At 45.6% G+C, this 24,289-nt stretch carries 24 protein-coding genes and 2 tRNA genes; 14 read left to right on the top strand and 12 right to left on the bottom strand.

Going from position 1 to position 24,289, the window contains the following annotated elements:
* The first annotated feature begins 3 nt into the window (after positions 1-3).
* From cpoB to aroG, 5 genes are all read left to right on the top strand, one after another.
* A complete protein-coding gene (cpoB, locus tag XBJ1_RS04495; protein WP_012987600.1) occupies positions 4-771 on the top strand; it encodes a cell division protein CpoB in 768 nt (255 codons plus the stop codon).
* Between the two features lie 157 nt (positions 772-928).
* Positions 929-1,004, top strand: a tRNA-Lys gene (locus tag XBJ1_RS04490).
* 31 nt (positions 1,005-1,035) lie between these two features.
* A tRNA-Lys gene (locus XBJ1_RS04485) sits at positions 1,036-1,111 on the top strand.
* A gap of 272 nt (positions 1,112-1,383) precedes the next feature.
* On the top strand, positions 1,384-2,088 hold the full coding sequence (pnuC, locus tag XBJ1_RS04480) for a nicotinamide riboside transporter PnuC (RefSeq protein WP_012987599.1): 705 nt from the start codon (positions 1,384-1,386) through the stop codon (positions 2,086-2,088).
* 267 nt (positions 2,089-2,355) lie between these two features.
* Positions 2,356-3,408, top strand: a complete 1,053-nt coding sequence (gene aroG / locus XBJ1_RS04475; RefSeq protein WP_012987598.1) for a 3-deoxy-7-phosphoheptulonate synthase AroG — start codon at positions 2,356-2,358, stop codon at positions 3,406-3,408.
* A 69-nt stretch (positions 3,409-3,477) separates the two neighbouring features.
* Here the strand turns inward: aroG and gpmA are convergent, their stop codons facing one another.
* The 4 genes from gpmA to modE all read right to left on the bottom strand — a co-directional run bounded on the left by gpmA (position 3,478) and on the right by modE (position 7,876).
* Positions 3,478-4,230: a 2,3-diphosphoglycerate-dependent phosphoglycerate mutase gene (gpmA, locus tag XBJ1_RS04470; RefSeq protein ID WP_012987597.1), complete on the bottom strand. Its 753-nt coding sequence runs from the start codon at positions 4,228-4,230 to the stop codon at positions 3,478-3,480.
* Between the two features lie 127 nt (positions 4,231-4,357).
* A complete protein-coding gene (locus XBJ1_RS04465) occupies positions 4,358-5,185 on the bottom strand; it encodes a CPBP family intramembrane glutamic endopeptidase (RefSeq protein WP_012987596.1) in 828 nt (275 codons plus the stop codon).
* A 232-nt stretch (positions 5,186-5,417) separates the two neighbouring features.
* Positions 5,418-6,902 carry a molybdate ABC transporter ATP-binding protein ModF gene (gene modF / locus XBJ1_RS04460; RefSeq protein WP_012987595.1) on the bottom strand — a complete coding sequence of 495 codons (1,485 nt, stop codon included), beginning with the start codon at positions 6,900-6,902 and terminating at the stop codon, positions 5,418-5,420.
* 182 nt (positions 6,903-7,084) lie between these two features.
* On the bottom strand, positions 7,085-7,876 hold the full coding sequence (gene modE / locus XBJ1_RS04455; protein WP_012987594.1) for a molybdenum-dependent transcriptional regulator: 792 nt from the start codon (positions 7,874-7,876) through the stop codon (positions 7,085-7,087).
* Between the two features lie 214 nt (positions 7,877-8,090).
* Between modE and XBJ1_RS19455 the strand changes: the two genes are divergently transcribed.
* From XBJ1_RS19455 to modC, 4 genes are all read left to right on the top strand, one after another.
* Positions 8,091-8,231, top strand: a complete 141-nt coding sequence (locus XBJ1_RS19455) for an AcrZ family multidrug efflux pump-associated protein (RefSeq protein WP_012987592.1) — start codon at positions 8,091-8,093, stop codon at positions 8,229-8,231.
* A gap of 258 nt (positions 8,232-8,489) precedes the next feature.
* Positions 8,490-9,260 carry a molybdate ABC transporter substrate-binding protein gene (gene modA, locus XBJ1_RS04450; protein WP_012987591.1) on the top strand — a complete coding sequence of 257 codons (771 nt, stop codon included), beginning with the start codon at positions 8,490-8,492 and terminating at the stop codon, positions 9,258-9,260.
* A 17-nt stretch (positions 9,261-9,277) separates the two neighbouring features.
* Complete coding sequence (modB, locus tag XBJ1_RS04445) at positions 9,278-9,970, top strand: molybdate ABC transporter permease subunit (protein WP_012987590.1); 693 nt, start codon at positions 9,278-9,280, stop codon at positions 9,968-9,970.
* Positions 9,964-11,028, top strand: coding sequence for a molybdenum ABC transporter ATP-binding protein ModC (gene modC / locus XBJ1_RS04440; protein WP_038198387.1), 1,065 nt, complete (start codon positions 9,964-9,966; stop codon positions 11,026-11,028). Before modB ends, modC begins: the two co-directional genes overlap by 7 nt.
* Positions 11,029-11,092: 64 nt before the next feature.
* On the opposite strand, the gene XBJ1_RS04435 is transcribed toward modC, so the two are convergent.
* Positions 11,093-11,908: a pyridoxal phosphatase gene (locus XBJ1_RS04435; RefSeq protein WP_012987588.1), complete on the bottom strand. Its 816-nt coding sequence runs from the start codon at positions 11,906-11,908 to the stop codon at positions 11,093-11,095.
* A 147-nt stretch (positions 11,909-12,055) separates the two neighbouring features.
* Between XBJ1_RS04435 and pgl the strand changes: the two genes are divergently transcribed.
* Entirely contained in the window at positions 12,056-13,042 is a 987-nt protein-coding gene (gene pgl / locus XBJ1_RS04430) for a 6-phosphogluconolactonase (protein ID WP_012987587.1), read from the top strand.
* A gap of 128 nt (positions 13,043-13,170) precedes the next feature.
* On the opposite strand, the gene XBJ1_RS04425 is transcribed toward pgl, so the two are convergent.
* Together XBJ1_RS04425 and bioA are read right to left on the bottom strand one after the other, a co-directional pair.
* The gene (locus XBJ1_RS04425; RefSeq protein WP_012987586.1) at positions 13,171-13,743 is read right to left on the bottom strand and encodes a hypothetical protein; all 573 of its coding nucleotides are present in this window, start codon (positions 13,741-13,743) and stop codon (positions 13,171-13,173) included.
* 223 nt (positions 13,744-13,966) lie between these two features.
* Positions 13,967-15,235, bottom strand: coding sequence for an adenosylmethionine--8-amino-7-oxononanoate transaminase (gene bioA, locus XBJ1_RS04420; RefSeq protein WP_012987585.1), 1,269 nt, complete (start codon positions 15,233-15,235; stop codon positions 13,967-13,969).
* 97 nt (positions 15,236-15,332) lie between these two features.
* On the opposite strand from bioA, the gene bioB reads away from it, so the two are divergent.
* Genes bioB through bioD form a run of 4 tightly spaced genes read left to right on the top strand, consistent with a single transcriptional unit; the run spans position 15,333 to position 18,954 of the window.
* Positions 15,333-16,373, top strand: coding sequence for a biotin synthase BioB (gene bioB, locus XBJ1_RS04415; protein WP_012987584.1), 1,041 nt, complete (start codon positions 15,333-15,335; stop codon positions 16,371-16,373).
* Positions 16,373-17,524: an 8-amino-7-oxononanoate synthase gene (bioF, locus tag XBJ1_RS04410; RefSeq protein ID WP_012987583.1), complete on the top strand. Its 1,152-nt coding sequence runs from the start codon at positions 16,373-16,375 to the stop codon at positions 17,522-17,524. The genes bioB and bioF overlap by 1 nt, the downstream gene beginning before the upstream one ends.
* Positions 17,508-18,281, top strand: coding sequence for a malonyl-ACP O-methyltransferase BioC (gene bioC, locus XBJ1_RS04405; protein ID WP_012987582.1), 774 nt, complete (start codon positions 17,508-17,510; stop codon positions 18,279-18,281). The genes bioF and bioC overlap by 17 nt, the downstream gene beginning before the upstream one ends.
* Complete coding sequence (gene bioD / locus XBJ1_RS04400; protein ID WP_012987581.1) at positions 18,271-18,954, top strand: dethiobiotin synthase; 684 nt, start codon at positions 18,271-18,273, stop codon at positions 18,952-18,954. The genes bioC and bioD overlap by 11 nt, the downstream gene beginning before the upstream one ends.
* Positions 18,955-20,419: 1,465 nt before the next feature.
* On the opposite strand, the gene dinQ is transcribed toward bioD, so the two are convergent.
* The 5 genes from dinQ to XBJ1_RS04375 form a co-directional block, all read right to left on the bottom strand.
* Positions 20,420-20,509, bottom strand: coding sequence for a damage-inducible type I toxin DinQ (gene dinQ, locus XBJ1_RS22795; protein ID WP_275361653.1), 90 nt, complete (start codon positions 20,507-20,509; stop codon positions 20,420-20,422).
* 485 nt (positions 20,510-20,994) lie between these two features.
* Complete coding sequence (locus XBJ1_RS04390) at positions 20,995-22,641, bottom strand: hypothetical protein (RefSeq protein ID WP_012987579.1); 1,647 nt, start codon at positions 22,639-22,641, stop codon at positions 20,995-20,997.
* Positions 22,628-23,173 (bottom strand): hypothetical protein, encoded by a 546-nt coding sequence (locus XBJ1_RS04385; protein WP_012987578.1) that lies wholly within the window; start codon positions 23,171-23,173, stop codon positions 22,628-22,630. The genes XBJ1_RS04390 and XBJ1_RS04385 overlap by 14 nt, the downstream gene beginning before the upstream one ends.
* On the bottom strand, positions 23,145-23,873 hold the full coding sequence (locus XBJ1_RS04380) for a hypothetical protein (RefSeq protein ID WP_012987577.1): 729 nt from the start codon (positions 23,871-23,873) through the stop codon (positions 23,145-23,147). The genes XBJ1_RS04385 and XBJ1_RS04380 overlap by 29 nt, the downstream gene beginning before the upstream one ends.
* Complete coding sequence (locus XBJ1_RS04375) at positions 23,873-24,289, bottom strand: tail fiber assembly protein (protein ID WP_012987576.1); 417 nt, start codon at positions 24,287-24,289, stop codon at positions 23,873-23,875. The genes XBJ1_RS04380 and XBJ1_RS04375 overlap by 1 nt, the downstream gene beginning before the upstream one ends.

Raw genomic sequence — 24,289 nt, 5'->3', positions numbered from 1 at the left:
TGCATGAACAGTAACTTCAGACATTATGTGTTGGGTCTGTCGTTATTGGTTGGCGTAGCGGCTCCTTGGGCCGCTACCGCCCAAGCGCCAATCAGTAATGTCGGCTCAGGCTCCACCGATGAGCGCCTCTCTCAATTAGAGCGTATTTCCGATGCTCACAGTCAATTGTTAACTCAACTTCAACAACAGCTTGCTGATTCTCAACGTGATATTGATACACTCCGTGGTCAGATCCAGGAAAACCAGTATCAATTAAATCAAGTCATTGAGCGCCAGAAAGATATTTACCAACAGTTGGATAAAATCACTAATCCATCATCAGGTACAGAAGGCGGTAATACAGCCACGCCATCGGCAAAAACCGATGGTAATCCACCTGCTGCTCCGACAAGTACGGGGAGTGAAAAAGGTGATTACGATGCTGCGGTTGCTTTGGCGATTAATACCAAAGAATATGATAAAGCAATCTCTGCGTTTCAAACGTTCGTTAAAACCTATCCTAAGTCGAAATATTTATCGAATACCAATTATTGGTTAGGGCAGCTGAATTACAACAAAGGCAAGAAAGACGACGCGGCTTATTATTTCGCTACTGTCGTGAAAGATTATCCCAAATCACAGAAAAGCAGTGATTCTCTGTACAAAGTGGGATTAATCATGCAAGAAAAGGGACAGAAAGTTAAAGCAAAAGCAGTTTATCAGCAGGTAGTAAAACAATATCCTGGCACTAATTCGGCTAAAATGGCCGAGAAAAAGATTGCGGGGATGTAATAATTATCCCCGAGAGGTCATATATCGGTCTTTTCGGGGATGATTGGATGATTAGTAGGCGTTTAAACGAGATTTAATAAAATAAACGTTGCGCCCTGCTGAGAAAACAGTAATATATGCCGCCGTTGGCAGGGAATACTGTCAAGCAGATTTAGATGGGTCGTTAGCTCAGTCGGTAGAGCAGTTGACTTTTAATCAATTGGTCGCAGGTTCGAATCCTGCACGACCCACCATTCTGAATCTCAATTCAAGCACTCCTTAGATGGGTCGTTAGCTCAGTCGGTAGAGCAGTTGACTTTTAATCAATTGGTCGCAGGTTCGAATCCTGCACGACCCACCATTCTGAATCTCAATTCAAGTACGCTTTAGATGAATTGTTAGCTCCGTCGGTAAATCAGCACATCCTGACTCGTAAGTGTTGACTCAGAAAATGAGTCATTTATTATCCATTATCATTTTAAAAACGTTAAAATAATTAAAGACTTTTATGTATAGACTCGCTATCTTGTTTAGTATGTAAAACATGGATGGAAGGAATAGTCAATTTATATCGTAATTTTGCGTTTTTTGTATTGATATACTAAACACTACTTATGATAAGGATAGGAAAGGATGGATTTTTTCAGTATTAAGAGCATATTGGTACATATTCCATTAGGTGCAGACGGCTATGATCTCTCGTACATTGAAGCTGTTGGTACGATAGCTGGTTTATTATGTATCTGGCTTGCCAGTCAGGAGAAAATCATTAATTACCTGTTTGGATTGATTAATGTTTTTCTCTTTGCCGTTATCTTCTTCCAAATTCAACTCTACGCCAGTCTTCTCCTGCAAATCTTTTTCTTCGCGGCTAATATCTACGGTTGGTATGCCTGGAGTCGTGTCAATGAACAGAAACAGATAGAACTTAAGATCCGCTGGCTCAACCCTAAACAAACAATTGCCGTCGCCGCAGTTTCCATATTTGTAATCTTGGTAATGATGTTCAATATCGACCAAATCTTTGGCTATATGGCAAAAATTGTGGTTTTTGCTTTGCAGGGTATGGGGTTCAATATTGCGATGCCAGCCTTAGAGCCGGATGCATTTCCATTCTGGGATTCGGTGATGACAGTATTATCGATAGTGGCAATGGTACTGATGACCCGTAAACACGTGGAAAACTGGCTGGTATGGGTGATCATCAATGTGATCAGCGTAGTGATTTATTTCCACCAAGGTGTTCTGGCGATGTCCTTGCAATACATTATATTGACGGGTATTGCACTGAACGGTGCTCGCCTGTGGATCACGGCTGCTAAACCCAATGGGTCGTAATCGGCTGAAAATATAAATGAAAGTCTATCCGCAGGTCATAGGTAGTCAATCTATCTACGGCCTGTTATTGAGTGTTTTGATTCAATGTATTCAAATTCCATCCGTTCATTCATTTGAATTAACATCATTTTTACTCAAAGAAACTTCTTCCATAAAGAAATCTTCTCTTTTTTACTCATAAAGATTATTTACAGCACAACGCCTAACAGTTAGATTGAGATCACAAAATTATCTTAAATAACTGTAAACACATTAGGTGAAAGGACAATGAATTACCAGAATGACGATATAAGAATTAAAAAAATAACAGAATTATTGCCACCAGTTGCATTACTCGAAAAATTTCCTGCAACAAGAAATACCGCTACTACCGTTCGTGAAGCCCGTGAAGCTATTCATAACGTTTTAACTGGTGAAGATGATCGTCTATTGGTAGTAATTGGCCCGTGTTCAATTCATGACCCAAAGGCAGCACTGGAATATGCAGAACGCCTGAATAAGTTACGTGGAGAATTGAAAGCAGATTTGGAAATTGTGATGCGGGTTTATTTTGAAAAACCCCGTACCACGATAGGTTGGAAAGGGTTAATTAATGACCCGAATATGGATTGTAGCTTTGATATTAATGATGGCTTACGTACTGCCCGCAAGCTTCTGATCGATATTAACGACATGGGGCTGCCTGCTGCGGGTGAGTTCCTTGATATGATAACGCCTCAGTATCTTGCTGATCTCATGAGCTGGGGCGCGATAGGGGCGCGTACGACGGAATCTCAGGTTCACCGTGAACTGGCTTCAGGGCTTTCTTGTCCGGTTGGCTTTAAAAATGGAACTGACGGCACAATAAAAGTTGCCATTGATGCTATCAACGCGGCCAGCTCACCTCACTGTTTTCTTTCTGTAACTAAATGGGGACACTCAGCGATTGTCAGCACAACGGGTAATCAGGATTGCCATATTATTCTGCGTGGTGGCAAAGAGCCGAATTACAGTGCGGAGCATGTCAGTGTCGTTAAAGAGGAATTAATGAAAGCTGGTTTAGCACCTCGTGTGATGATTGATTTCAGCCATGCAAACAGTTCGAAGCAGTTCAAAAGACAAATGGACGTTAATGATGATGTTTGTGATCAGATCGCAAGGGGAGAACGCGCGATTATTGGCGTCATGGTCGAAAGCCATCTCGTTGAAGGAAGCCAAAATCTCGATAGTGATAAGCCTTTGGTTTATGGACAAAGTGTGACAGATGCCTGCATTGGCTGGGATGACACAGAAATGTTACTGCGTCAGTTATCTCAGTCTGTCAAAGCCCGAAGGGGATAAAGCAGCATAAAAAAGCCGGAGTGATTTCCGGCTTTTTAGTATTACGTTTCCTAAATCTTGGATACAAGATTATTTCGCTTTACCTTGGTTTGCTACAGCGGCTGCTTTTGCAGCGATCTCGTCAGCATTGCCCAGATAATAGTGCTTGATAGGTCGCATGTTTTCATCAAACTCATAAACCAGCGGCACAGCAGTTGGGATATTCAGCTCAAGAATTTCTTCCTCACTCATACCATCCAAATATTTCACTAAAGCACGCAGAGAGTTGCCGTGAGCAGCGATGATAATTTTTTCACCATTTGCAACACGAGGTTTGATAACGTCTTCCCAATAAGGAACAACACGCTCAATCGTGGCTGCAAGGCTTTCTGTGGCAGGAAGTTCTTCTGGTTTTAAGTTCGCGTAACGAGGATCGTGGCCAGGATAACGTTCATCATCTTTAGCCAAATCTGGTGGAGTAATCGCGAAGCCACGGCGCCACAATTTAACTTGATCATCCCCGTACTTAGCGGCAGTTTCAGCTTTATCCAGACCTTGCAGTGCGCCATAGTGGCGTTCATTCAGTTTCCAGTTTTTCTCAACCGGTAGCCATTGTTGATCGACTTGGTCCAGAATGTTCCACAAAGTGTGAATAGCACGTTTTAAAACAGAAGTGTAAGCGAAATCAAAAGCGAAACCTTCTTGTTTCAGTAATTGACCCGCCTGTTGTGCTTCAGTACGGCCTTTGTCAGACAACTCAACATCAGTCCAGCCAGTAAAACGGTTCTCTTTGTTCCACTCGCTCTCTCCGTGCCTTACAAGAACCAGTTTAGTTACAGCCATAGCTTAAACTCCTATTAGTGCTTTTTAATACAAAATAAAATGGTCGCTGCGGGCATTATATGGCGCGATAGACCGAAACGGCAAACAATAGTCTTGAACCCCTGTTCTAAATCATGTTTGGTAATTGCTACTGTATGAGTAATGATTTTACCGGATAGGTGAAAAACAGGAGATGGCCTAGATTGAGTGAAACGTGGAAAGCTACTGCAACCCATAAACGACCACTCCACATCCATGCCAGACCATAAATTAACCCTGCCAGAGTTGCGAAAATCATCAATAAACTACCACCGGCAAAATGGGCGGCACCAAAAATCAGTGAAGTGATAACGAGTGCCGAATAGGGATTCATCCACTGACTCAGCTTTTGCTGGAGGTAGCCACGAAACAGCGCTTCTTCTGCCAATGAGACAAAGAAAATATTGGCAATGACGAAAGCAGGGAACCAACTAGGTAAATGCAGCTCAACGGCTAATCCCCCTAATTCTGTGGCAAGACCCAATAGCGCAGGTATCGCGACTATCAATGCTGCCCATACATGTGGGAAGGCATCTGCCACGGGCTTTCGAGTGAACAGGCTTGGCATGCAGAATAATAGAATGAATGGAATCAGTGCCTTGTCAAAGTTGAAATACATTGAAAAAGGTGCACTCAGCGGGCCAACCTGCACCTTATCTAGGTATTTCAAGTTATTAAATCCCGGAATGTAATGCATGAACAGTAAAACTACAGAGATGAGTAGTAACACCTCAGTGATAATTCTGAATGTAGGATGTTTTTTGAGGTAAACGTGTGCTGTACCTAAACCAGCAATTACAATAAGCGCAGCAACTGCGGGAAAGGTAAGCACGTTAGTGCTGATCCCAACGATTAAAGCTAGAAATGCGATGGAAAATGCAATAATGCGACGTGTATCCAAAAGCGCCAATGAAACGGCAAGTAACGCCCAAGACATATAATTCCCTGTTATTTTTGGTGAATTAGACAAGTAGTCTAAAAAATAGACTTCAAATAAATTATGATGAGTTAAAATAACTCTGGGTCATTATAAAAAAAATTTAAAAAGTAGTCATTTTTTCATTGCGGAGGGGGATTTTCTGGCAGTTGCTATTTTTTAGTAAAAAGGTTCGAGTGAAAGCCCTCTTTCGACGTTAAATCGGGAGAGGACTTGCACTGATAGGGCGGCACTACAAAGACTGTTGGGAGATATCTTCGGTTTCATACCGATAAATATAGCCATCAGGAATAAATTTCAGGCGGTGAGTAATACATTCTGGCGCATCTTCCTGATGATGGGAAACAAACAGAAGTTGTGTATCACCATTGGCAATCATGATATCAATAAAACGCAGGACTAACTGACGATTGAGAGGATCAAGTCCCTGCAATGGCTCATCCAGAATCAATAAAGTGGGATGTTTCACCAAGGCACGGGCAATCAGAACGAGTCTTTGCTGTCCCCATGATAGGCTGTGAAATGGGCTGTTTGCGATTGTTTCAGAGAATCCCAACAAAGCCAGCCACTCATCAGCCAGTTGCTGCTGCTGATCTGAAACGGCCTGATACAGCCCGATGGAATCGAAGAACCCAGAGAGAATGACATTCCGAACGCAGGTACTGACACGATACTCAAGGTGAATGCTGTTACTGACATAACCAATGTGGCGTTTAATATCCCAGATGGTTTCGCCACTACCTCTCTGCCGGCCGAATAAAATCAGCTTATTGTTGTAACCTTGGGGATGATCGCCCGTAATCAGGCTGAGGAGGGTGGATTTCCCTGCACCATTTTCACCGATGATCTGCCAGTGTTCATCTGGATTTATTTGCCAGTTCAGACCATGCAGTATCGGTTTGTCATTGTACTGAACAACAACATTGCACATCGATACCCGTGGTTGATCTTCGGGGAGTTGCTCATCTGCACGGTATTCGTCTGTTTCAGGAAGATGAATGTCTTTTAGTGTTTCGCTGTGGGCTAACTGTGCCACGAGAGATTCTGACAGAATATTCTCTTTCTTCCCTGTCCGTGTCAGGTGGCAATCAGCCAGTACACCGATCTGTTCGATAAAATCAGGAATTTCATGGAATCGGGTCAGTATTAAAACCAACGTGATGCCTTTTGTTGCCAGCGATCTTAATAATTGGGACAGTTGATTCTGAGCATAAGTATCCAGCCCGTCGAAAGGTTCATCAAGGATGAGTAGATCGGGATTAGCCATTAATGTCTGACAAAGCAACACCTTGCGAACTTCTCCCGTCGAGAGATATTTGAATCGGCGTGAGAGCAAATCCTTGATACCAAAATACGCTGCCAGTTCAAGGCATAATTCATTATCTTTATGGTGGAGCTGAATCATCTCTGCGGCGGTACGCCCAGTATCTTCCTCATCTTCACTGAGCAAATCTGTATTGTTGCGTTGCCACTCTTCATCAATCAGTTGTTGAAGTTGTTCGAAAGAGAGGTGAACAGGTGTATTAAATGAACAATGGCGTTCACCTGCAAGTTGAATTAATTCATCCGACAGAGCACGAGCCAGAGAAGACTTCCCACTGCCATTTGCGCCGACAAACGCCCAATTTTCTCCAGAAATAATTTTCAGTGACGGCAGCCGCAGGGTACGGGTGTCACTTAAACGGAAACTACCTTGTGTTATTTGCAACTCAGACATTTCTATTCCTTTTTAAGCAACATCAACTAGAGGATCACCAGAAATAATCGGAATAATGTTCAATGTCAATGCGTAGCCGTCTGTTATTCATTAAGGGTGGCTCATTTTGGAAGGTGGTTACAGAATGCATCAGATGAGTTGTCATTCCCCCTGACACTTAGGTTTATCAGAGGGATGTACCATTAACACAGAGTTGCAATAATCACTTTATCGGCATTAAAGAGTGCGGTGACGAAATCATTAGGCTGAAGACCCGAACGCTCCATTTCCTGATTGGCTAGCGTAACGCAGAGTGATTCACCCCCATCAAGCGTCAGGATAACTTCACTGTGTTCTGTTCCTGTTTCAATCAGACTGACTTGGCCGGATAAGGCATTATCGAATGGCGTCGCTGTTACAGGCTCTTTGCTTAAGGTTATCCACGGTGCTTTAATTAATGCCAGCACTTCTTTCCCTTTTACCAGCTTCAGTCGGTTTGCGCTTTGCTCAGTCAGCGCGGCAGAGATCGATGTTTTGCCATCAGCCAGTAAGATACGGACATGTTGCTGGATATTCTCATGATCACGTTCGACTATCGTACCGAAAAATTGGTTCCGGGCGCTGGATTGCAACGAAAAACGGGAAATAGCCGCGAGCAGGCTATCCAGAGGCAGAGAATCCTCTTTCAGCACATCGAATGCCTTTTGTTGAATTCTTTCCAGTAGATCATAAAGTTGTAACAGGCGTTCGCCATAGTGCGTAAGTTGCGCCCCTCCGCCACCTTTGCCGCCAGTAGCACGTTCTACCAATACTTCATCTGCGAGATGATTCATTTCATTGATGGCATCCCAGGCGCTTTTATAGCTGATCCCGGCCTGTTTTGCTCCCTGACTGATAGAACCTGTTATTTTAATCTGCTTAAGCAATTCGATTCGCCGAGGATCAGCGAAAAGACGTTGCTGTAATTTGAGTATTAACAATATTTCGGCTTGCATAGTGATTCATTTCAGGCAAATATTTGAGAGTTTCTTACAGGATGACCGTAAGAATCGCACGTTTCGTCGGTTACTGTTACTTTTTTATTGTCTAGAATAGTGAGATCACCGCCTGTGTCATGAAGCACCGTTTTTCCATTAAGGAAAAATAACGCCGAATGTTGCACAGTTAATTTTTTGGCTGAATTATGGTCACTCATGATATGAGGTTTGCATGTTTGAGTTGATTGGAAGTATGGCGTTTGCGTTGATCATGGTTCCTGTTGTGATGGCACTGATTTTGGGGCTGATTTACGGGCTTGGCGCAGTGTTCAACGTTATTTCCAAAACAGGAAATACCGAACGGCAGCCTTGATCTGATTTTACCGTTAGTGTTTCTGTTACCCGGTTCTGCCGGGTAATTTCTTTTTCCCCTCATTACCTGTCCATCTGATTGAATTCCCGCTTACTGGCAACTTTTGTTTCCTTCCTGAACTGCAATTTCTGACTGGATTAACATAAAAGCTAAAAGTGGCTCACAAGTTGCCGATTAATCCCAGAATAGTATTTTCATTTAACGTTGTATCTTGTTATATACAGCGCACCATATTGGTTATCATAAGTGGAATACGAAATGAAAAAGAGCCTGTACCAATTGTTGACAGGGGCTGTGGTTTATTTTGCGCTGGTTGGGAATAGCTGGAGTGCAGAAAAAGTGACCGTTTTTGCGGCAGCGTCATTGACCAATGCACTTAACGATATTGCCGTTCAGTACAAAAAAGAACAACAGGGTGACATTGTTGCCTCTTATGCCTCATCGTCAACACTGGCACGTCAGATTGAGCATGGCGCCCCCGCTGATATCTTTGTTTCTGCTGATCAGCAATGGATGGACTATGTCGCAGGCAAAAAACTGATTGCTGACAATACTCGTCATACTTTGTTAGGTAATCAACTTGTCTTGATTGCACCCAAAGAGAGCAAGCTGGATAAAATCGACATCGATCGAGAAACAAAATGGAAATCTCTGCTGGCAGATGGGCGTCTGGCTGTAGGTGATCCCGATCATGTCCCTGTCGGCATTTATGCCAAAGAGTCGCTGCAATCTCTGGGAGCATGGGAAGTGGTCAATCCACTGATGGCACGTACTAACAATGTACGTAGTGGTATGGCGCTGGTAGAGCGGGCAGAAGTACCGTTGGGAATTGTCTATGGTTCTGATGCCGTTGCCAGCAAGAAAGTGAAAGTAGTCGGTATATTCCCATCAGAGAGTCATAAACCAGTGGAATATCCTATCGCAATTATTAAAGGTCATGAAAATCAGGCCGTCCGTGATTTTTATGATTATCTCAAAACCCCTGAAGCCGCAGTCATTTTCAAACACTATGGTTTCAGTCCACTGTAGGAACTGATCTTTTGGAGATGTTAAGTGAATATGAATGGCAGGCGATTTTACTGAGTTTAAAAATCTCAGGTATCTCGGTGTTATTCAGTTTGCCATTAGGGATATTGATGGCATGGGTTCTGGCTCGCTGCCAGTTTTTCGGGAAATCCCTGCTGGATAGCATTATCCATCTGCCGCTGGTATTACCGCCAGTGGTTGTAGGATATCTGCTGCTGCTCAGCATGGGGCGCCGTGGTGTCATCGGCGAATTTCTTTATGATTGGTTTGGCATCAGCTTCGCATTTAGTTGGACGGGAGCGGCGTTGGCTTCGGCAGTCGTGGCTTTTCCCTTGATGGTCAGAGCGATCCGGCTGGCGCTGGAAAGCATTGATCGTCGTCTGGAACAGGCAGCGCGTACATTGGGAGCTAGTTCGCTTAAGGTCTTTTTCACCATTACCCTGCCACTTTCATTGCCGGGTGTGATTGTCGGTGCTGTTCTGGCTTTTGCCCGTTCTCTGGGGGAATTTGGTGCAACAATTACGTTTGTATCGAATATTCCGGGGGAAACTCGCACCATTCCCCTTGCCATGTACACATTGATTGAAACGCCGGGCGCAGAAACGGCAGCGGCGCGTTTATGTGTGATTGCGATCGTGCTGGCATTGGTTTCATTGATGCTTTCCGAGTGGCTGACCCGTTGGGGCAGAAAACGTCTGGGGGCAGCATGTTAGAGCTGGAGTTTGAGCAACGTCTGGGTAACCTGCACATGCAGGTCGATACCACTCTGCCAACAGAAAGCATTACGGCTATATTTGGGCTTTCCGGCGCGGGCAAAACGTCTCTGATCAATGTTATTGCCGGGTTGAGCAGGCCACAGAGAGGCCGGATTGTCCTGAATGGCCGCACTTTGGTGGATATAGAGCAGAAAATCTTTCTGCCGCCGGAAAAACGCCGGATGGGTTATGTTTTTCAGGATGCCCGCCTTTTTCCTCATTATTGCGTTAAGGGCAACCTGCAATACGGTATGTCGCCAGACATGAAACCACAGTTTGACAACATCATTGGCTTACTGGGCATTGAACACTTACTGTCACGTTTTCCCATGACCTTATCCGGCGGGGAAAAGCAGCGGGTAGCGATTGGACGGGCATTACTGACCGCGCCCGAAATCTTGCTGATGGATGAGCCGCTGGCTTCGCTGGATTTACCCCGCAAGCGTGAATTACTGCCGTATCTCGAAAAACTGTCCGCCGATGTCAAAATTCCGCTCCTGTATGTCAGCCACAATTTGGATGAAATTCTGCGATTGGCAGATAACGTGATTGTAATGGACAAGGGGAAAGTCAGAGCGACAGGCACATTGGAAGAAGTCTGGTCAAACAGCATATTACGCCCGTGGCTGCAAAAAGAGAGCCTTAGCAGCATACTGACCGTCTCTGTCATGGAGCATCATCAGCGTTATCATATGACAGCGGTGGCGGTAGGAGATAAAGCTCTCTGGTTGCCTAAAATGGATGCGGCTCCGGGTACAGATCTGCGTATTCGTGTTGATGCATCGGACGTTTCTCTCGTTTTGGAACCCCCGAAAGTCAGTAGTATTCGTAATACCTTGCAGGTTAAAGTCATTGAATTTTTCGAAGATGATGGTCAGGTTGATGTCAAGCTGGCATTGCGTGAATATTTCCTATGGGCGAGAATTACCTCTTGGGCGCGGGAAGAACTTAACCTGCGGTCAGGTCAATGGCTGTATGCGCAAATAAAAAGCGTTTCGCTGAATCAACCTTTATAATACATACTGCATAAATTGAAGGAGCGCGGTTGTCTGGCGCTCCGTTTAATTTGATTTAACCGATTTAAAGCACGTATTTTCGAATCACTTCAGCGATGCCAGGCTGGGTATTATCCCGCGTAACAATATCGGCATGCTCTTTGACTGCGTCAGCCGCATTTTCCATAGCAACGCCCAAACCAGCCGTTTCCAGCATGCTGATATCATTAAAATTATCACCGAAAGCAATCACTTCTTTCATGGATATGCCTTGTGACTCAACCCATTGCTTCAAGCGCATCCCCTTGCTATTGCCTTTTTTGGTAATATCCACTTGATCAACCCACGACCATTCGCACTCAAGACCGACTTTTTCCTCAATCTGTTCACTGATTTCACGCAGTTTCACCACATTTGGGGAGCTGGTGGCAAATTTCCAAATGCAATTCACATTATAGATGGCGTCTTGAAAGCTATTGACCTGCTGGAGATTGGGGCGTTGATGTTCAGGCAGAGAATCAGACCATGCCAGCGTGCGTGATATAGTGTCATGAAATTGATATAAAATGGCATCATCGACATACATCAGATGCTGAATTTCCGTTCCTTGCAAATAAGAAAGCACCTGAACGGCTTCTTGGGTGGAAAGGGGGTTGGAATCCAGAACTTTCTTTGCATGGTAATCATATGAATAAGTCCCATTGCAGCAAATAGCCGGAGTATCGAGTTGTAGTGCTTGATAGAACGGATGGATAGCGACATGATGGCGGCCAGTGACAATCAAAACCTTAACACCAGCTTGACGGGCTTCATTCAGGGCAGCTAGTGATTCTGGCAAAATACGTTTTTGTGGATCAAGCACTGTGCCGTCGAGATCCAGCGCGATAACGCGATATGACATGGTAGGCCTCTAAATTGTCGATGATATAAGCAAATATTATACGGTAACAAAATATAATTAAACCGTCATGCGATCAGTTTAACAAACACAATTTTTCACGAATCGTTACAGATCAATGAAATGGTGATGAAGCATTAAGGAGAGAAAATGAAACAGGTGGTTTATACAGCCAGCCCTAATAGTAGTCAGATTCACGTATGGTCGCTGAATATTGTAGGGGAACTCTCACTTCTCCAGACAGTGAATGTGCCTGGCGAAGTGCAGCCAATGGTGGTTAACCCTGATGGCAAACACTTATATGTGGGAATTCGCCCTCAGTTCAGTATCGTCACTTATGCAATCGGGTTCGATGGACGGCTCGAACAGCAGGCCATTGCGCCGTTGCCGGGTAGCCCTACGCATATTTCTACGGATAGAGCGGGGCGTTTTTTATATTCTGCTTCCTATGGTTTCAACAAACTCAGTGTTCACCCTATTGATGAAAACGGCATTGTCAAAGCACCTGTCCAGATCGTGGAAGGCCTGCAAGCACCCCATTCTGCCAATATTGATCGGGAAAACCGCCAGTTACTGGTTCCATGCCTGAAAGAAGATCACATCCGCATTTTCAATTTGGATGAGCAGGGTTATCTGATAGAAAACCGGGCGGATGAAATCAGTACAGTAGCAGGAGCAGGCCCACGTCATATGGTTTTTCATCCTGAAAAATCGGCGATTTATTGTATCAATGAGCTAGATGCGACTGTAGATGTTCTGCGTAAATGGGACAAATACCGCATTGTGCAATCTGTTGATTCATTAATGGCTGATTTTTCTAGTGTTCGCTGGTCTGCGGATATCCACATGACACCGGATGGTCGCCACCTTTATACCTGTGAGCGTTCAGAGAGCCTGATCAGCCATTTCCGCGTTTCAGAAGATGGCTATCACCTGACATTAGTTGGAAATTATCCGACAGAAAGTCAGCCTCGTGGTTTTGCGATTGACCACAGCGGCAGCTTCCTGATTGCCTCAGGGCAGAAATCAGATCATATTTCAGTGTCACGTATTGATAAATATTCTGGAAAATTAACGCAATTAGCACGTTATCCAGTGGGCAAAGGCCCGATGTGGGTGACGGTGCTGGCATTGTAAACTTGAGCCGCGCTATTTTTAGCGCGGCAATATTTTCCCTTTATCTTTCAAGTTGCTGCTTTGTTGGCTGTAACTTGAAATTTATTAGGTATAAAAATTGAATTATGAAATAACCAATTAATACAGTTTCATATTAAACTAAATGAACCAACGCCTGATATTACCATAGGTACAGGAATAATTGCATTAGGTCTATATACAGAAACTAAATCGCCCAAATAAATATTTCCATCAAAAAGACGGATGAAAATATTCTGTTGATTAATGTAAAGTTGGATGGTCAGTTGTACGTTTATAATAGATCTAACATTATGTACTGTGCCTGCGAAATAAAAATTATTCCAATTAATAATTGGAATAATATGCCCGGCATTAACATATCCATTAAATTTAACCCGCTGACCAACATTTGGCGCATACCCAATTATAGCCGAATGGGATGATATTTGGATAAAAGGATAACTTCCATATTGTTGGAATGTATTAAGATTAAAACTTCCACTAATATATTCTATCAGACCAGCACCATAACCCGTTGATGAAATCACGTTGGGATTTTTTACAAACAAATGGGCTAACTCAGGTATTTCTCTTGCAACAGTTGAGTGGTGTGATATTTCCTTTTCATGCATCTCCTTAGATAATGAAAATGTAGCTTGCATTTCTTCGTTAGAAGGCATAATTGATTTTTCGTCGCTCATAATACATTCCTCTTTTACTTTAATTAACATGATGATTGATTGGAATATATCAGGAAATTTACCTGTAAGTCATAGAATATACTTGTCGGCGGTAAATAATATTTATCAGTGAGCGTCTTTTGATAATGCCTTTATTATTTTTGGTTTTTTATTAATAATATGATAATTAAAATATAGAGAATGATAAATAAGGCCAGCATGTTATTAATGCTGGCTTTATTTTTTAAATTATTACATCATTAATTGCATTTGTCAGTTTAGATAATTGCTCAGACCGAATAATGTAAGGTGGCATTAAATAAATTAACCGGCCAAATGGCCTGATCCAGACACCATGCTGTACAAAGCGGCGCTGTAGCGAAGCCATATCAACGGGCTGTTTCATCTCTACGACCCCAATCGCACCCAATACCCGAACATCTTTGACGGTAGTGTGTGATTTCAAAGGGAGCAATTCTACTTTTAACTGAGCCTCAATGGATTGAATGCGCGGTTGCCACTGACTATCAGAGAGCAATTTCAGATTGGCGCTGGCAACGGCGCAAGCCAGAGGATTTCCCATAAACGTCGGGCCGTGCATAAAACAGCCGGCTTCGCCTTGACTGATAGTTTCAGCTACATGGCGAGTGGCTAATGTTGCCGATAATGTCATATAACCGCCCGTCAAGGCCTTGCCCAGACACAAAATATCCGGCTCGATCTGTGCATGCTCGCAGGCGAATAGTTTGCCCGTTCGCCCAAATCCAGTGGCGATTTCATCGGCAATCAGCAAGATCTGGTATTCATCACACAGTTTACGAACCTGACGCAGATATTCAGGATGATAAATACGCATCCCACCTGCGCCCTGCACAATCGGTTCCAGAACGACAGCCGCGATTTCATTGTGGTGTTGGAGCAATAACTGCCGGAACGAAGTGATATCCTCAGGTTGCCACTCACCCTCAAACCGAGATTGTGGTGCATCAGCAAACAGATGATTAGGGAGATAACCTTTATACAGGTTATGCATCGAATTGTCGGGATCACAGACAGACATGGCACCGAAAGTATCACCATGATAGCCATGACGCAGGGTCAGGAATCTGTGGCGTTTTTCTCCTTTGGCTTGCCAGTATTGCAGCGCCATTTTCAAGGCAACCTCTACAGCGACAGATCCTGAATCCGCCAGAAAAACACACTCCAGTGCGGCAGGCGTCATTGCGACTAATTGCTGACATAATTCAATGGCGGGAGGATGGATGATACCGCCAAACATCACATGAGACATCCTGTCAATCTGCGACTTTGCTGCTTCATTGAGCACAGGATGATTATAACCGTGGATCGCCGCCCACCATGAAGACATGCCATCGATCAGCCTGCGGCCATCTGACAGCTCCAGTTCAACTCCGGCGGCTGAAACCACAGGATAAGTGGGGAGTGGATGGGTCATTGATGTATATGGGTGCCAGATATGGCGTAGGTCAAATTCAAGATCGGAAGGATTCATAATAAGTTTGTTGTAAACCTTTCTTGGTTCATTTTGGTTGACATGATAGCGGCGTTATTTAAACTGACAACATTTTTCCACATTGGAGGATGTTATTGTGAGTGAGCGTCAGCAATGGACGGTCAAACAGGCTCAGGCTTTGTTTGATCAACCTTTTTTCGAATTGTTATTTCAGGCACAGCAGGTACACCGTGAACATTTTGATCCGCAACAAGTACAGGTCAGTACGCTTCTTTCAATAAAAACCGGCGCCTGTCCAGAAGACTGCAAATATTGTCCGCAAAGCTCCCGTTACAAAACAGGCTTGGAAAAAGAGCGGTTGATGGAAGTTGAGCAAGTCATCGAATCTGCGCGCAAGGCCAAAAATGCCGGTTCAACCCGTTTCTGCATGGGAGCAGCATGGAAGAACCCCCACGAGCGTGATATGCCGTATCTGGAGACAATGGTCAAGGAAGTTAAAGAATTAGGTATGGAAACCTGTATGACTCTGGGGATGTTGAATCAAACTCAGGCACAGCGTCTGGCAGAGGCTGGTTTAGACTATTATAACCATAACCTGGACACCTCTCCGGAATTTTACGGCAATGTCATCACCACTCGCAGCTATCAGGATCGGTTGAATACGTTGGGAAATGTCAGGGATGCGGGCATCAAAGTCTGTTCTGGTGGCATCGTCGGTCTGGGAGAACAAATCCGTGACCGTGCGGCTCTGCTGGTGCAACTGGCGAATTTGCCGAAGCCACCGGAAAGTGTGCCTATTAATATGCTGGTGAAAGTAAAGGGAACCCCGTTGGAAAACAACGATGATGTTGATCCTTTCGACTTTATTCGCACCATTGCTGTGGCTCGGATCATGATGCCAGCATCCCATGTTCGTTTATCCGCAGGACGTGAGCAGATGAATGAGCAGACGCAAGCGATGTGCTTTATGGCGGGTGCTAACTCCATTTTTTACGGCTGCAAATTACTGACCACGCCAAACCCGAATGAAGACAAAGATCTGCAACTGTTCCGCAGACTGGGCATCAATCCTCAACAGACTCAGACAGCATTTGGTGACAATCAACAGCAGCAGAATCTGACTGAAGCCATCATCAATAATGTTGATTACGAACAATTCTATAATGCGGCAGTATAATGAACTGGTCAGACACGATTTCCCGACGATTGACCGAACGTCGGGGAACATCTCTATGGCGTAGCAGACAAGTCCATCTGGGTTCAGATGGGCGTTTATTACACACTTCAGACGGTCAATACCTGAACTTTTCCAGCAACGACTATCTTGGGCTGAGTCAGCATCCCCAGATTATTGCTGCCTGGCAGCAGGGAGCTGAACAATACGGCGTAGGCAGTGGAGGTTCGGGGCACGTTACAGGTTACACCGCCGTTCACCACACATTGGAACAGCAATTAGCGGAATGGTTGGGTTATTCCCGCGCCTTACTATTCATTTCTGGCTATGCGGCCAATCAAGGTGTGATAGCGGCTTTGATGGAAAAAGACGACCGGGTTATTGCTGATCGCCTGAGCCATGCTTCGCTGATAGAAGCCGCCATGCACTCTCCCGCACAGTTTCGACGTTTTCTGCATAACGACCCAAATTCCCTGAAGCAGAATCTGGCAAAAGATTGTGCGGGTAAAACTCTGGTAGTGACGGAAGGTATTTTTAGCATGGATGGGGATTGTGCGCCGCTTGCATCCCTTGCTCAGCAAACAAAATCTACGGGCAGTTGGTTGATGGTAGATGATGCCCACGGCATCGGGATTCACGGTGAACAAGGGCGGGGCAGTTGCTGGGCGCAGAATGTCAAACCCGAAATTTTGATTGTCACCTTTGGTAAGGCGTTCGGATTGAGTGGGGCGGCGGTACTGTGTGATGAACAAACCGCAGAATACCTGATCCAGTATGCCAGACACTTAATTTACAGCACCTCCATGCCACCCGCACAGGCGGTGGCACTGTCTGAAGCGGTACGGCAAATTAAGGAAGGAGATGAATTACGTCAGCGATTACAAAACAACATCAGATATTTTCGCCGCGAAGCACATCATTTGCCTTTTACCCTGATGGATTCAGAGACGGCCATTCAGCCTTTGATCATTGGTGACAATGAACGCTGTATTGCCCTATCCCATACGCTAAGACAGCAAAAAGTGTGGGTAAAACCAATTCTCCCGCCAACGGTTCCACTGGAAAGTGCCCGCCTGCGCATCACACTGACGGCGAGCCATACACAACAGGATATTGAGATATTACTGGAGGCGTTGCATGGATCTGGCTGTTAAGGCCGTTGACAAGCAGGCGATTGCAGGCGCTTTTGGGCGCGCCGCTTCTCGTTACGATACGGCTGCTAAATTGCAACAGCAAACAGGTGAATACCTGATGGAACTGGCGCAGGCAGAAAATCTCGGTATTCGGGTATTGGATGCAGGCTGTGGAACGGGGTTTTTCAGTGCGCGCTGGAAGCAGCAGGGTAAGCAGGTTATCGCACTGGATTTGGCTTCTGGTATGTTAAATCATGCGCAGGAGCAGCAAGTTGCCGATCACTACCTGCAAGGGGATATTGAGCACTTGGGGCTGGCGGATAATAGTGTAGATATCTGTTTCAGTAATTTGGCTGTGCAGTGGTGTAATGAACTGCCATGTGCACTGCAAGAATTCTATCGGGTTACCCGTCCCGGTGGCCTCATTTTATTCTCCACTCTTGTGCAAGGTTCACTGTGCGAGCTGGAAGCGGCGTGGGGTCAAGTTGACACGTATCGGCATATCAACCAATTCCTGCCCTTACAAGCCATCACTGACGCGTGCCAAGCCTATCGGCACAAGATAATAAGCCAACAATATTGCCAATATTACCCGCAACTGCTGTCTTTGCTGAACTCGCTGAAAGGAATAGGGGCTACGCACCTTCATCATGGTCGCCAACATGGACTTATGACCAGAAAACGCCTGAACACTCTGGCTGAAGCGTATCCACGGAATAATGAGGATTACCCATTAAGTTATCAGATTGCTTTTGGAGTTATTTACTGTGACAAATAAATATTTTCTTACCGGAACCGACACCGAAGTCGGTAAAACTGTCGTCAGTTGCGCGTTGCTGCAAGCAGCAAATAAGCAAGGATATCAAACCGCAGGTTACAAACCCGTGGCATCGGGCAGTGAGATCACCTCAGAAGGAATACGCAATGGAGATGCACTGGCCTTACGGCGCAACAGTTCCGTGTCTTTGACTTATCAAGAAGTCAACCCACTGGTATTTGTTGAGCCGACATCTCCCCATATTGTGAGTGCCGCACTTAATCAGCCGATTGAGTTTGAGGTGATATCACAGGGTTTGGAAAGATTGACGGCAAAATCTGATTGGATTTTGGTTGAAGGTGCAGGCGGTTGGTATACACCTTTGTCGGAAAATACCACTTTTGCTGATTGGGTGATTCAGGAAGAACTGCCTGTGATTTTGACAGTGGGAGTCAAACTGGGATGTATTAACCATGCGGTATTGACGGCAAAAGCGATTCAACATTCTGGACTGAGGTTGGCCGGTTGGATTGCCAATGAAATTGAACCCGCGGGTAAACGTCAGACAGAATATTTGGCGACGTTGGAACGGATGATCCCCGCACCTTTATTAGGGATTATCCCCCACTTAAGCGAATCGAGTGATAACAATAATATCGGAGAATATATAAATATTGATTTATTGGTTAACTAATTGTTTACTTGGCATCAGTTAAAATGGATAAGTAGGCCGTTGGTGAAGTGGGTATTCAGGTATGGAAAGCCCTTAATTTCAACAACGATTGAGCTATTTTTGAGCAATAAATAGTGCGATTCAATGCTAAAATAGCATGAAAATATTCCGCTACTGAAGAAATTTATCAAAGGGGATAACTCCGTAACTTCCCATGCCTAATAGGGTTTGCTGAGTTATCCACTATTCCTGTGGATAACCTTGTGCATTAGTTTTATAAAAGTACTCTCACACAAGATAATACGCGGCCTGCGCAAGATTTGCTGTTATTCTCTCCTCTGATATTTTTTTTATCAGAATCAGTTGATTATATAAAATCAATCCCTTTCAGCTCGCCTTTGTGATTCAGTGCTATATCATTTCAGTCGCTAATACAAAAATGGGAAAAACCAAAACAAATATCTGGGGATAAAAATAGTCACGTCGGGTGTTAATTAAAAGTTAATATCACGATAAGGTTATTTTGGTTTCTTTTACCAAAACTCGACATGCTTCCTTTGCAATAAAAACAATATTATTTTATTAACTCACTTGAAGCTGGTTTTTTATCCAGTATTATAAGTGAGTTTGGGTCGGTATTTGGATGTACAGGGTTTTTTTGTTGTAACTGATATCAGGTGGAAGTAGAGCATGAGCAAAGAAACGAGCAAAGTATTCAAGTAACTTTATTTGTCAAGTACTTGGAGTGGGGTTTGTATTTAACTACTTAAAAAACAATTAATTATATTGAGATTGTAGAGGTATTTTTTAGACTATTGTAATAAGTGGCGATAAAGTGGCGATAGGATGCTCCCTCTTTCAAAGCTATTGAGTTCGCTTATACAATCAGAGTCGTACACGCAGAAAACGATAACCATAGTAATCACTCATTAATGCAATAAATTTCAGTATCGCTTCCTCTTCAAAGCCGTACCACCACTGAACCCTTTAACATGATGCGGCTTTGCCCTTTGATCCATTAACCCACGTAAAATAGAATTTTTTCTTTAATATCAATGTAGTGATGTCTTCCCCGCGATCCACCTTTGATCCAAAAACTGAAATTTCCTGAAAATCTTTTCACACTTTTCAATTTGCGATTTCTCTCACGCCGCCTGTGCTGGCGCGCTCTGGCGGTTCCCTTTGTCGGATTTTAAAACTGAAATAATTTTTTGATCCAAAACGTGCAGGCGGGTGCGGTGTAGTGCGTTTTACGTCAGGTTTACGTTTATTTCGTGGGGATTGTGCAGCATAGGAGCGATGCAGGGACGCGATCCAAATTAAACACAGATGGTCAGTGAGTTGATGAGTGAATGGTGCTGTGTGTGTCTGATTACGTTTGTGGAGAGGTAGAAAATTATAAGCCTCAGTGGGCTTGATCGTGAGCAGTAAATGTAAGGCCATCGGGGGGTTAACCCGATGGCCTCAGCTACGTTTCCGTTATCTATTACAAAAATGCACGGATCAATTCTAAAAGCGCAACTAAAGCTTTGAGAACGATGATAGCAGTGTCAATAAAGCCTTTGAATGCTTTCATCCGCTTGCTCCTCATTTAGGGAGCGCGATTTACCCAACCGTTGCCTTTACACTGCCTGTCCGGTTGGCTTTCATCAGCGTTGGCTTGAGAATGGCGCGCCCTGGCCAAGGCACTGAGCCAGCACCACCTGTACTCAGCCAGGGCTTTAATACGTCCCGCAAATTAGCAAGACGCTGAATTCCTTTTCTTCTATATATACTGCGCGCGGCCAGTTCGCTTGTCTAACCAACAGAGTAGATTATAAGTTGATTTTAAAATCATTCAATCAATTAACGTGATAGATAGGAAGAAACAAAAAAACCAACTGGTGAGGTTGGTTTTTTTGTTTTTACTTTTGATGAGTCGTCTTTCACAGTGCTATTTACGTGGTTGGTAGCCTCGACTATAGCGCGACATTCTCAAGCCAACATCGTCAGTCTAATACCTATAGCATTAAATATCAACCTATGGTATGGCGTAGAGGATCTCACACAAATAAACGATATTCACCCAATCACTGGCGAATATTTCTGTTTCAGTCCATCCGATTTATCAGCCGTGTTCCTTATCGCGCTGGCGTTCTCCGGTGTACCTGTGTTGTGATGGGTATGCGCGGCGGTCAGTTCGGCCAACTCCTTGACCACGCCAAGGGTGTCTAGCATCAATTGCATGACGTTGATTTGCTGGCTGCCTACCCACACCACGGGCGCGACTATCTCTTGCTTTACTCCGGCAATGCTCTGCTTAAGCAAGCCGATTTTCTCAATCAGTTTCTGGCCGACGTCGATAGTGGCGTCTTTCCCCACGCTGGCGAGGTAGTTCGATGAGGCCAGACTGTGGTCGCCGTCTGTCACCTGCTGGATAGCGCCCGCCAGTAAGGTAGACGTTCCCAAGACCGTAGTTTTATCCGTGGCCTGTACCGTGGTTTCCCGTGCAACGACGGTGCGAGTTTCCGTGTCTGCCCTGACTTCACGGTGCATGGACGATTCATTAATGGTCTGGTCAGTCTGCCTAATCCAGCTCCCCTCCTGCGTCACCCGCTGCGAGACTTCCGCCCGCTGTTGCTGCAATTGTTCACCGGGCTTGATATCGGGCAGGGTATTGCCCTGACTCAACGTTTGGCGGATAAACGGCTTGTCCGGGCGTCCACCTTCGAAAGCAATCTCAACCCGCGTACCGATAGGCGGATACTGGAACATGCCCGCTTCACCGCCCGCCATCGGCAGGGGCAGCGGAACGGCACGGTAAACAGGGGCGGCGGCGTCTCTTCCGTCATCATCCAGCAATTGCACATCAACGGCATAGCGCGGCCGGAAGGGATCGGAGATATCGCCGCTGGCCGTGTTTTCGGTGTGTGCTTCAATACGGGCGAATTGAGGCAAATGCAGCCCGGCCGATAATTCGGGGTAAGCGGCGTCAATCTGGCGCTGCATCGGCGTTTTGCTTTCCGGCTGGCCTGTCAGTTTGTTGATGGCTTCCCATGTAATGACCATATTTTCATTGTTCAGGTTGACCTTGTTCAGCCGCTGCTGATTGACCACCACGCCGGGGCGCAGGGATTGGATCATGGGCAGGGTCATGGCATTGCCTGCGGACTGATGTTGGCTGAATTCATTCGGGATCTTGACGGGCTTTCCGGCAAACATCGAATGCGCCCAGCTCCCCAGATAAACCGACCCATCCGGCAACTGCTGCCAGATATAGTCCTCAATGGAAAAAACCTGTCCCAGACTCGCCAATAGCTGATAGCCCGTGCCATTATGCGTGTAATGCGGGACAGGCTTATCCGTATAAGGCGCATCCGGTAAGGTGAACGTCAAGCCGCTATGCGCTTGCAACCAGTCCGTCATCTGGCGCAGGGTCGGATGCTGAAAAGAGCATGGCCACAATCGGTCAAACACGCCGACCAGCTCACGCACAAACAGGCGTTGATAGCCGTTCTGGGCAGGCTGCGAGCGCTCCACATAGCCCGTAAACCAGCGTAATATTAAATCGGTGTAACCGACATCCAGCCTCACCAGTTTTCCGGTGTAATCGGTGCCCGTCTCTGCCGTGATAAACCCCCGGCCACAGGATGACAGTTCCAGCATGAGATTGGCATCGACCAAATGAACGGCATCACCGGATAACGACAATCGGTTAAGGGGTTTCATCGGCTGCCCCTATTTTGTCATTAATCGGCTTTAAGACCTCACGCTCAAACCAGCTTAACTGTTCGGGTTCTTCCTTGGCGGCTCCGGCTCCCTGCCTTGTCTGTTTCTTGGACTGAATAGTGCCGACTGCGCGGGCATCGCGTTTTTCGGACACCGACAAATGTTCCCGCAAGGTAAATGTGACCTGCCAGGCCTGTTTACCGTCTACCTTACTGGCATCAAGGGTACTGGTGAATGTCCCGATGCGAAAGTTAATGGCCTGTGCGGTCAGGTTGGCGACGCGGTAGCGTTTCAGGTTGCCGTTCTCTTTGGCTTCCGCCAGAGCAAACAGCCGGGCAAAGGTCTTCTGTTCGGTAAAGGGAATAATCCCCGTGATGCGCAATTCTTTCGGTTTAATGCCCTGCTCTGCCACCGCCGTGCTGGATGACTGGCCGCTTTGGTCAGCATCCTGAAACATCATCGACGGCGTGACGGTCAGGCTTTTTAACGGGATGGCCTCGCCATCAAGGGCGAGGGTGATAATCTGGCTCATGCGATAGCATCCTTTCTAACGGGCTGATGTCATCCCCGACAAACAGTGTCGCCAACGTGTAAACGGCATCGGGTTCGGGGATGTCCTTGTGCATCTTTTCGGCCAACAATGCGCCGTTCCCTTTCCCGGAGAACGTCCAGACGCGGGCTGATTTATCCTTGATCCCGTTTAAGGTATCCGTCACGTGTTGCAAGGCGTTCTGTCTTGCCGTGGTAAACCCGCTTAATTGTGATTTTAATCCCGCCAGACTACTGCCCGCGCTGGCTTGGGCTTTGGCCTGCTCTATCCGTTGTGCATTGACGGCCAAGCGGCTGGTCGATGTTGACAGCGGTTGAGGCAGCGGTAAACCGCCGCCCTGTTTGCCCGGCAGTTGCATTTTGGTTGCTGCCAGACTGTCTGCGGTTTTTGCCATGCGCGTGACCTGAAAAAAGACGGGCAACGGTAACACCGATGAAAATTGCGTGAGGCTCTGCATAAATTCATCGTGGGTCTTGGCGCAGATCATCAGCACAACGGCGTTCAGGTTCTCAGCCCCCATCAGCTTATTTGACAGGTAATGAAGGGCGTTGGCCGGACTTAAGTAACTGCCACTGTCTGCCTGCTGCCCGACACCATAAATAAACGGGTGTACAGGCACGATAGCGGCCGATAGCCCCGATAGGGTCGGGGACAGTTGCAGGGTTTTACGCTGCCATCGCATCACTCTGGTTGCTCCGGCCAATCAATATGAGAGGCGATAGCACAATCTACCCGGTTGAGTAGCACCCTGTAGCGGCGCCATTGGGTTAATGTCGATTTTTCTGCATCAGTCGCCAACCCTAAATCAACGGCATCCTGAAAAATATCAATTTTTTCTTTGGCAATCTTTATCAAATGCTGCTTTTTGGATTCCGCACCGCGTTGCAATTCCTTTGATGTGGGGGGCGGGATATCTGCCCATACGGGCAAGCCATCATCGTCAGCAATCAACATCTTACCTTCTGGCGGTGTTGAAAATTCAAGATACGTTTCTTCACTGACTTCTATACCGTCATCCGGCCAAGAACCGGCATCAATATAACGTAACTGCAACTTAACCGGATAAAATGAATTTGTTTTAGCACTGTATACGTACAT

This window comes from Xenorhabdus bovienii SS-2004, from assembly GCF_000027225.1.
Taxonomy (GTDB): Bacteria; Pseudomonadota; Gammaproteobacteria; order Enterobacterales; family Enterobacteriaceae; genus Xenorhabdus; species Xenorhabdus bovienii_C.
Note: the sequence above shows the minus strand (reverse complement) of the source record. Positions and strands in the feature narration are given on the sequence as shown.

Excerpts from the sequence above, each read along its gene's own strand:
- cpoB (WP_012987600.1), top strand. The coding sequence starts at position 4 with ATGAACAGTAACTTCAGACATTATGTGTTGGGTCTGTCGTTATTGGTT.
- pnuC (WP_012987599.1), top strand. The coding sequence starts at position 1,384 with ATGGATTTTTTCAGTATTAAGAGCATATTGGTACATATTCCATTAGGT.
- aroG (WP_012987598.1), top strand. The coding sequence starts at position 2,356 with ATGAATTACCAGAATGACGATATAAGAATTAAAAAAATAACAGAATTA.
- gpmA (WP_012987597.1), bottom strand. The coding sequence starts at position 4,230 with ATGGCTGTAACTAAACTGGTTCTTGTAAGGCACGGAGAGAGCGAGTGG.
- XBJ1_RS04465 (WP_012987596.1), bottom strand. The coding sequence starts at position 5,185 with ATGTCTTGGGCGTTACTTGCCGTTTCATTGGCGCTTTTGGATACACGT.
- modF (WP_012987595.1), bottom strand. The coding sequence starts at position 6,902 with ATGTCTGAGTTGCAAATAACACAAGGTAGTTTCCGTTTAAGTGACACC.
- modE (WP_012987594.1), bottom strand. The coding sequence starts at position 7,876 with ATGCAAGCCGAAATATTGTTAATACTCAAATTACAGCAACGTCTTTTC.
- XBJ1_RS19455 (WP_012987592.1), top strand. The coding sequence starts at position 8,091 with ATGTTTGAGTTGATTGGAAGTATGGCGTTTGCGTTGATCATGGTTCCT.
- modA (WP_012987591.1), top strand. The coding sequence starts at position 8,490 with ATGAAAAAGAGCCTGTACCAATTGTTGACAGGGGCTGTGGTTTATTTT.
- modB (WP_012987590.1), top strand. The coding sequence starts at position 9,278 with ATGTTAAGTGAATATGAATGGCAGGCGATTTTACTGAGTTTAAAAATC.
- modC (WP_038198387.1), top strand. The coding sequence starts at position 9,964 with ATGTTAGAGCTGGAGTTTGAGCAACGTCTGGGTAACCTGCACATGCAG.
- XBJ1_RS04435 (WP_012987588.1), bottom strand. The coding sequence starts at position 11,908 with ATGTCATATCGCGTTATCGCGCTGGATCTCGACGGCACAGTGCTTGAT.
- pgl (WP_012987587.1), top strand. The coding sequence starts at position 12,056 with ATGAAACAGGTGGTTTATACAGCCAGCCCTAATAGTAGTCAGATTCAC.
- XBJ1_RS04425 (WP_012987586.1), bottom strand. The coding sequence starts at position 13,743 with ATGAGCGACGAAAAATCAATTATGCCTTCTAACGAAGAAATGCAAGCT.
- bioA (WP_012987585.1), bottom strand. The coding sequence starts at position 15,235 with ATGAATCCTTCCGATCTTGAATTTGACCTACGCCATATCTGGCACCCA.
- bioF (WP_012987583.1), top strand. The coding sequence starts at position 16,373 with ATGAACTGGTCAGACACGATTTCCCGACGATTGACCGAACGTCGGGGA.
- bioC (WP_012987582.1), top strand. The coding sequence starts at position 17,508 with ATGGATCTGGCTGTTAAGGCCGTTGACAAGCAGGCGATTGCAGGCGCT.
- dinQ (WP_275361653.1), bottom strand. The coding sequence starts at position 20,509 with ATGAAAGCATTCAAAGGCTTTATTGACACTGCTATCATCGTTCTCAAA.
- XBJ1_RS04390 (WP_012987579.1), bottom strand. The coding sequence starts at position 22,641 with ATGAAACCCCTTAACCGATTGTCGTTATCCGGTGATGCCGTTCATTTG.
- XBJ1_RS04385 (WP_012987578.1), bottom strand. The coding sequence starts at position 23,173 with ATGAGCCAGATTATCACCCTCGCCCTTGATGGCGAGGCCATCCCGTTA.
- XBJ1_RS04380 (WP_012987577.1), bottom strand. The coding sequence starts at position 23,873 with ATGCGATGGCAGCGTAAAACCCTGCAACTGTCCCCGACCCTATCGGGG.
- XBJ1_RS04375 (WP_012987576.1), bottom strand. The coding sequence starts at position 24,289 with ATGTACGTATACAGTGCTAAAACAAATTCATTTTATCCGGTTAAGTTG.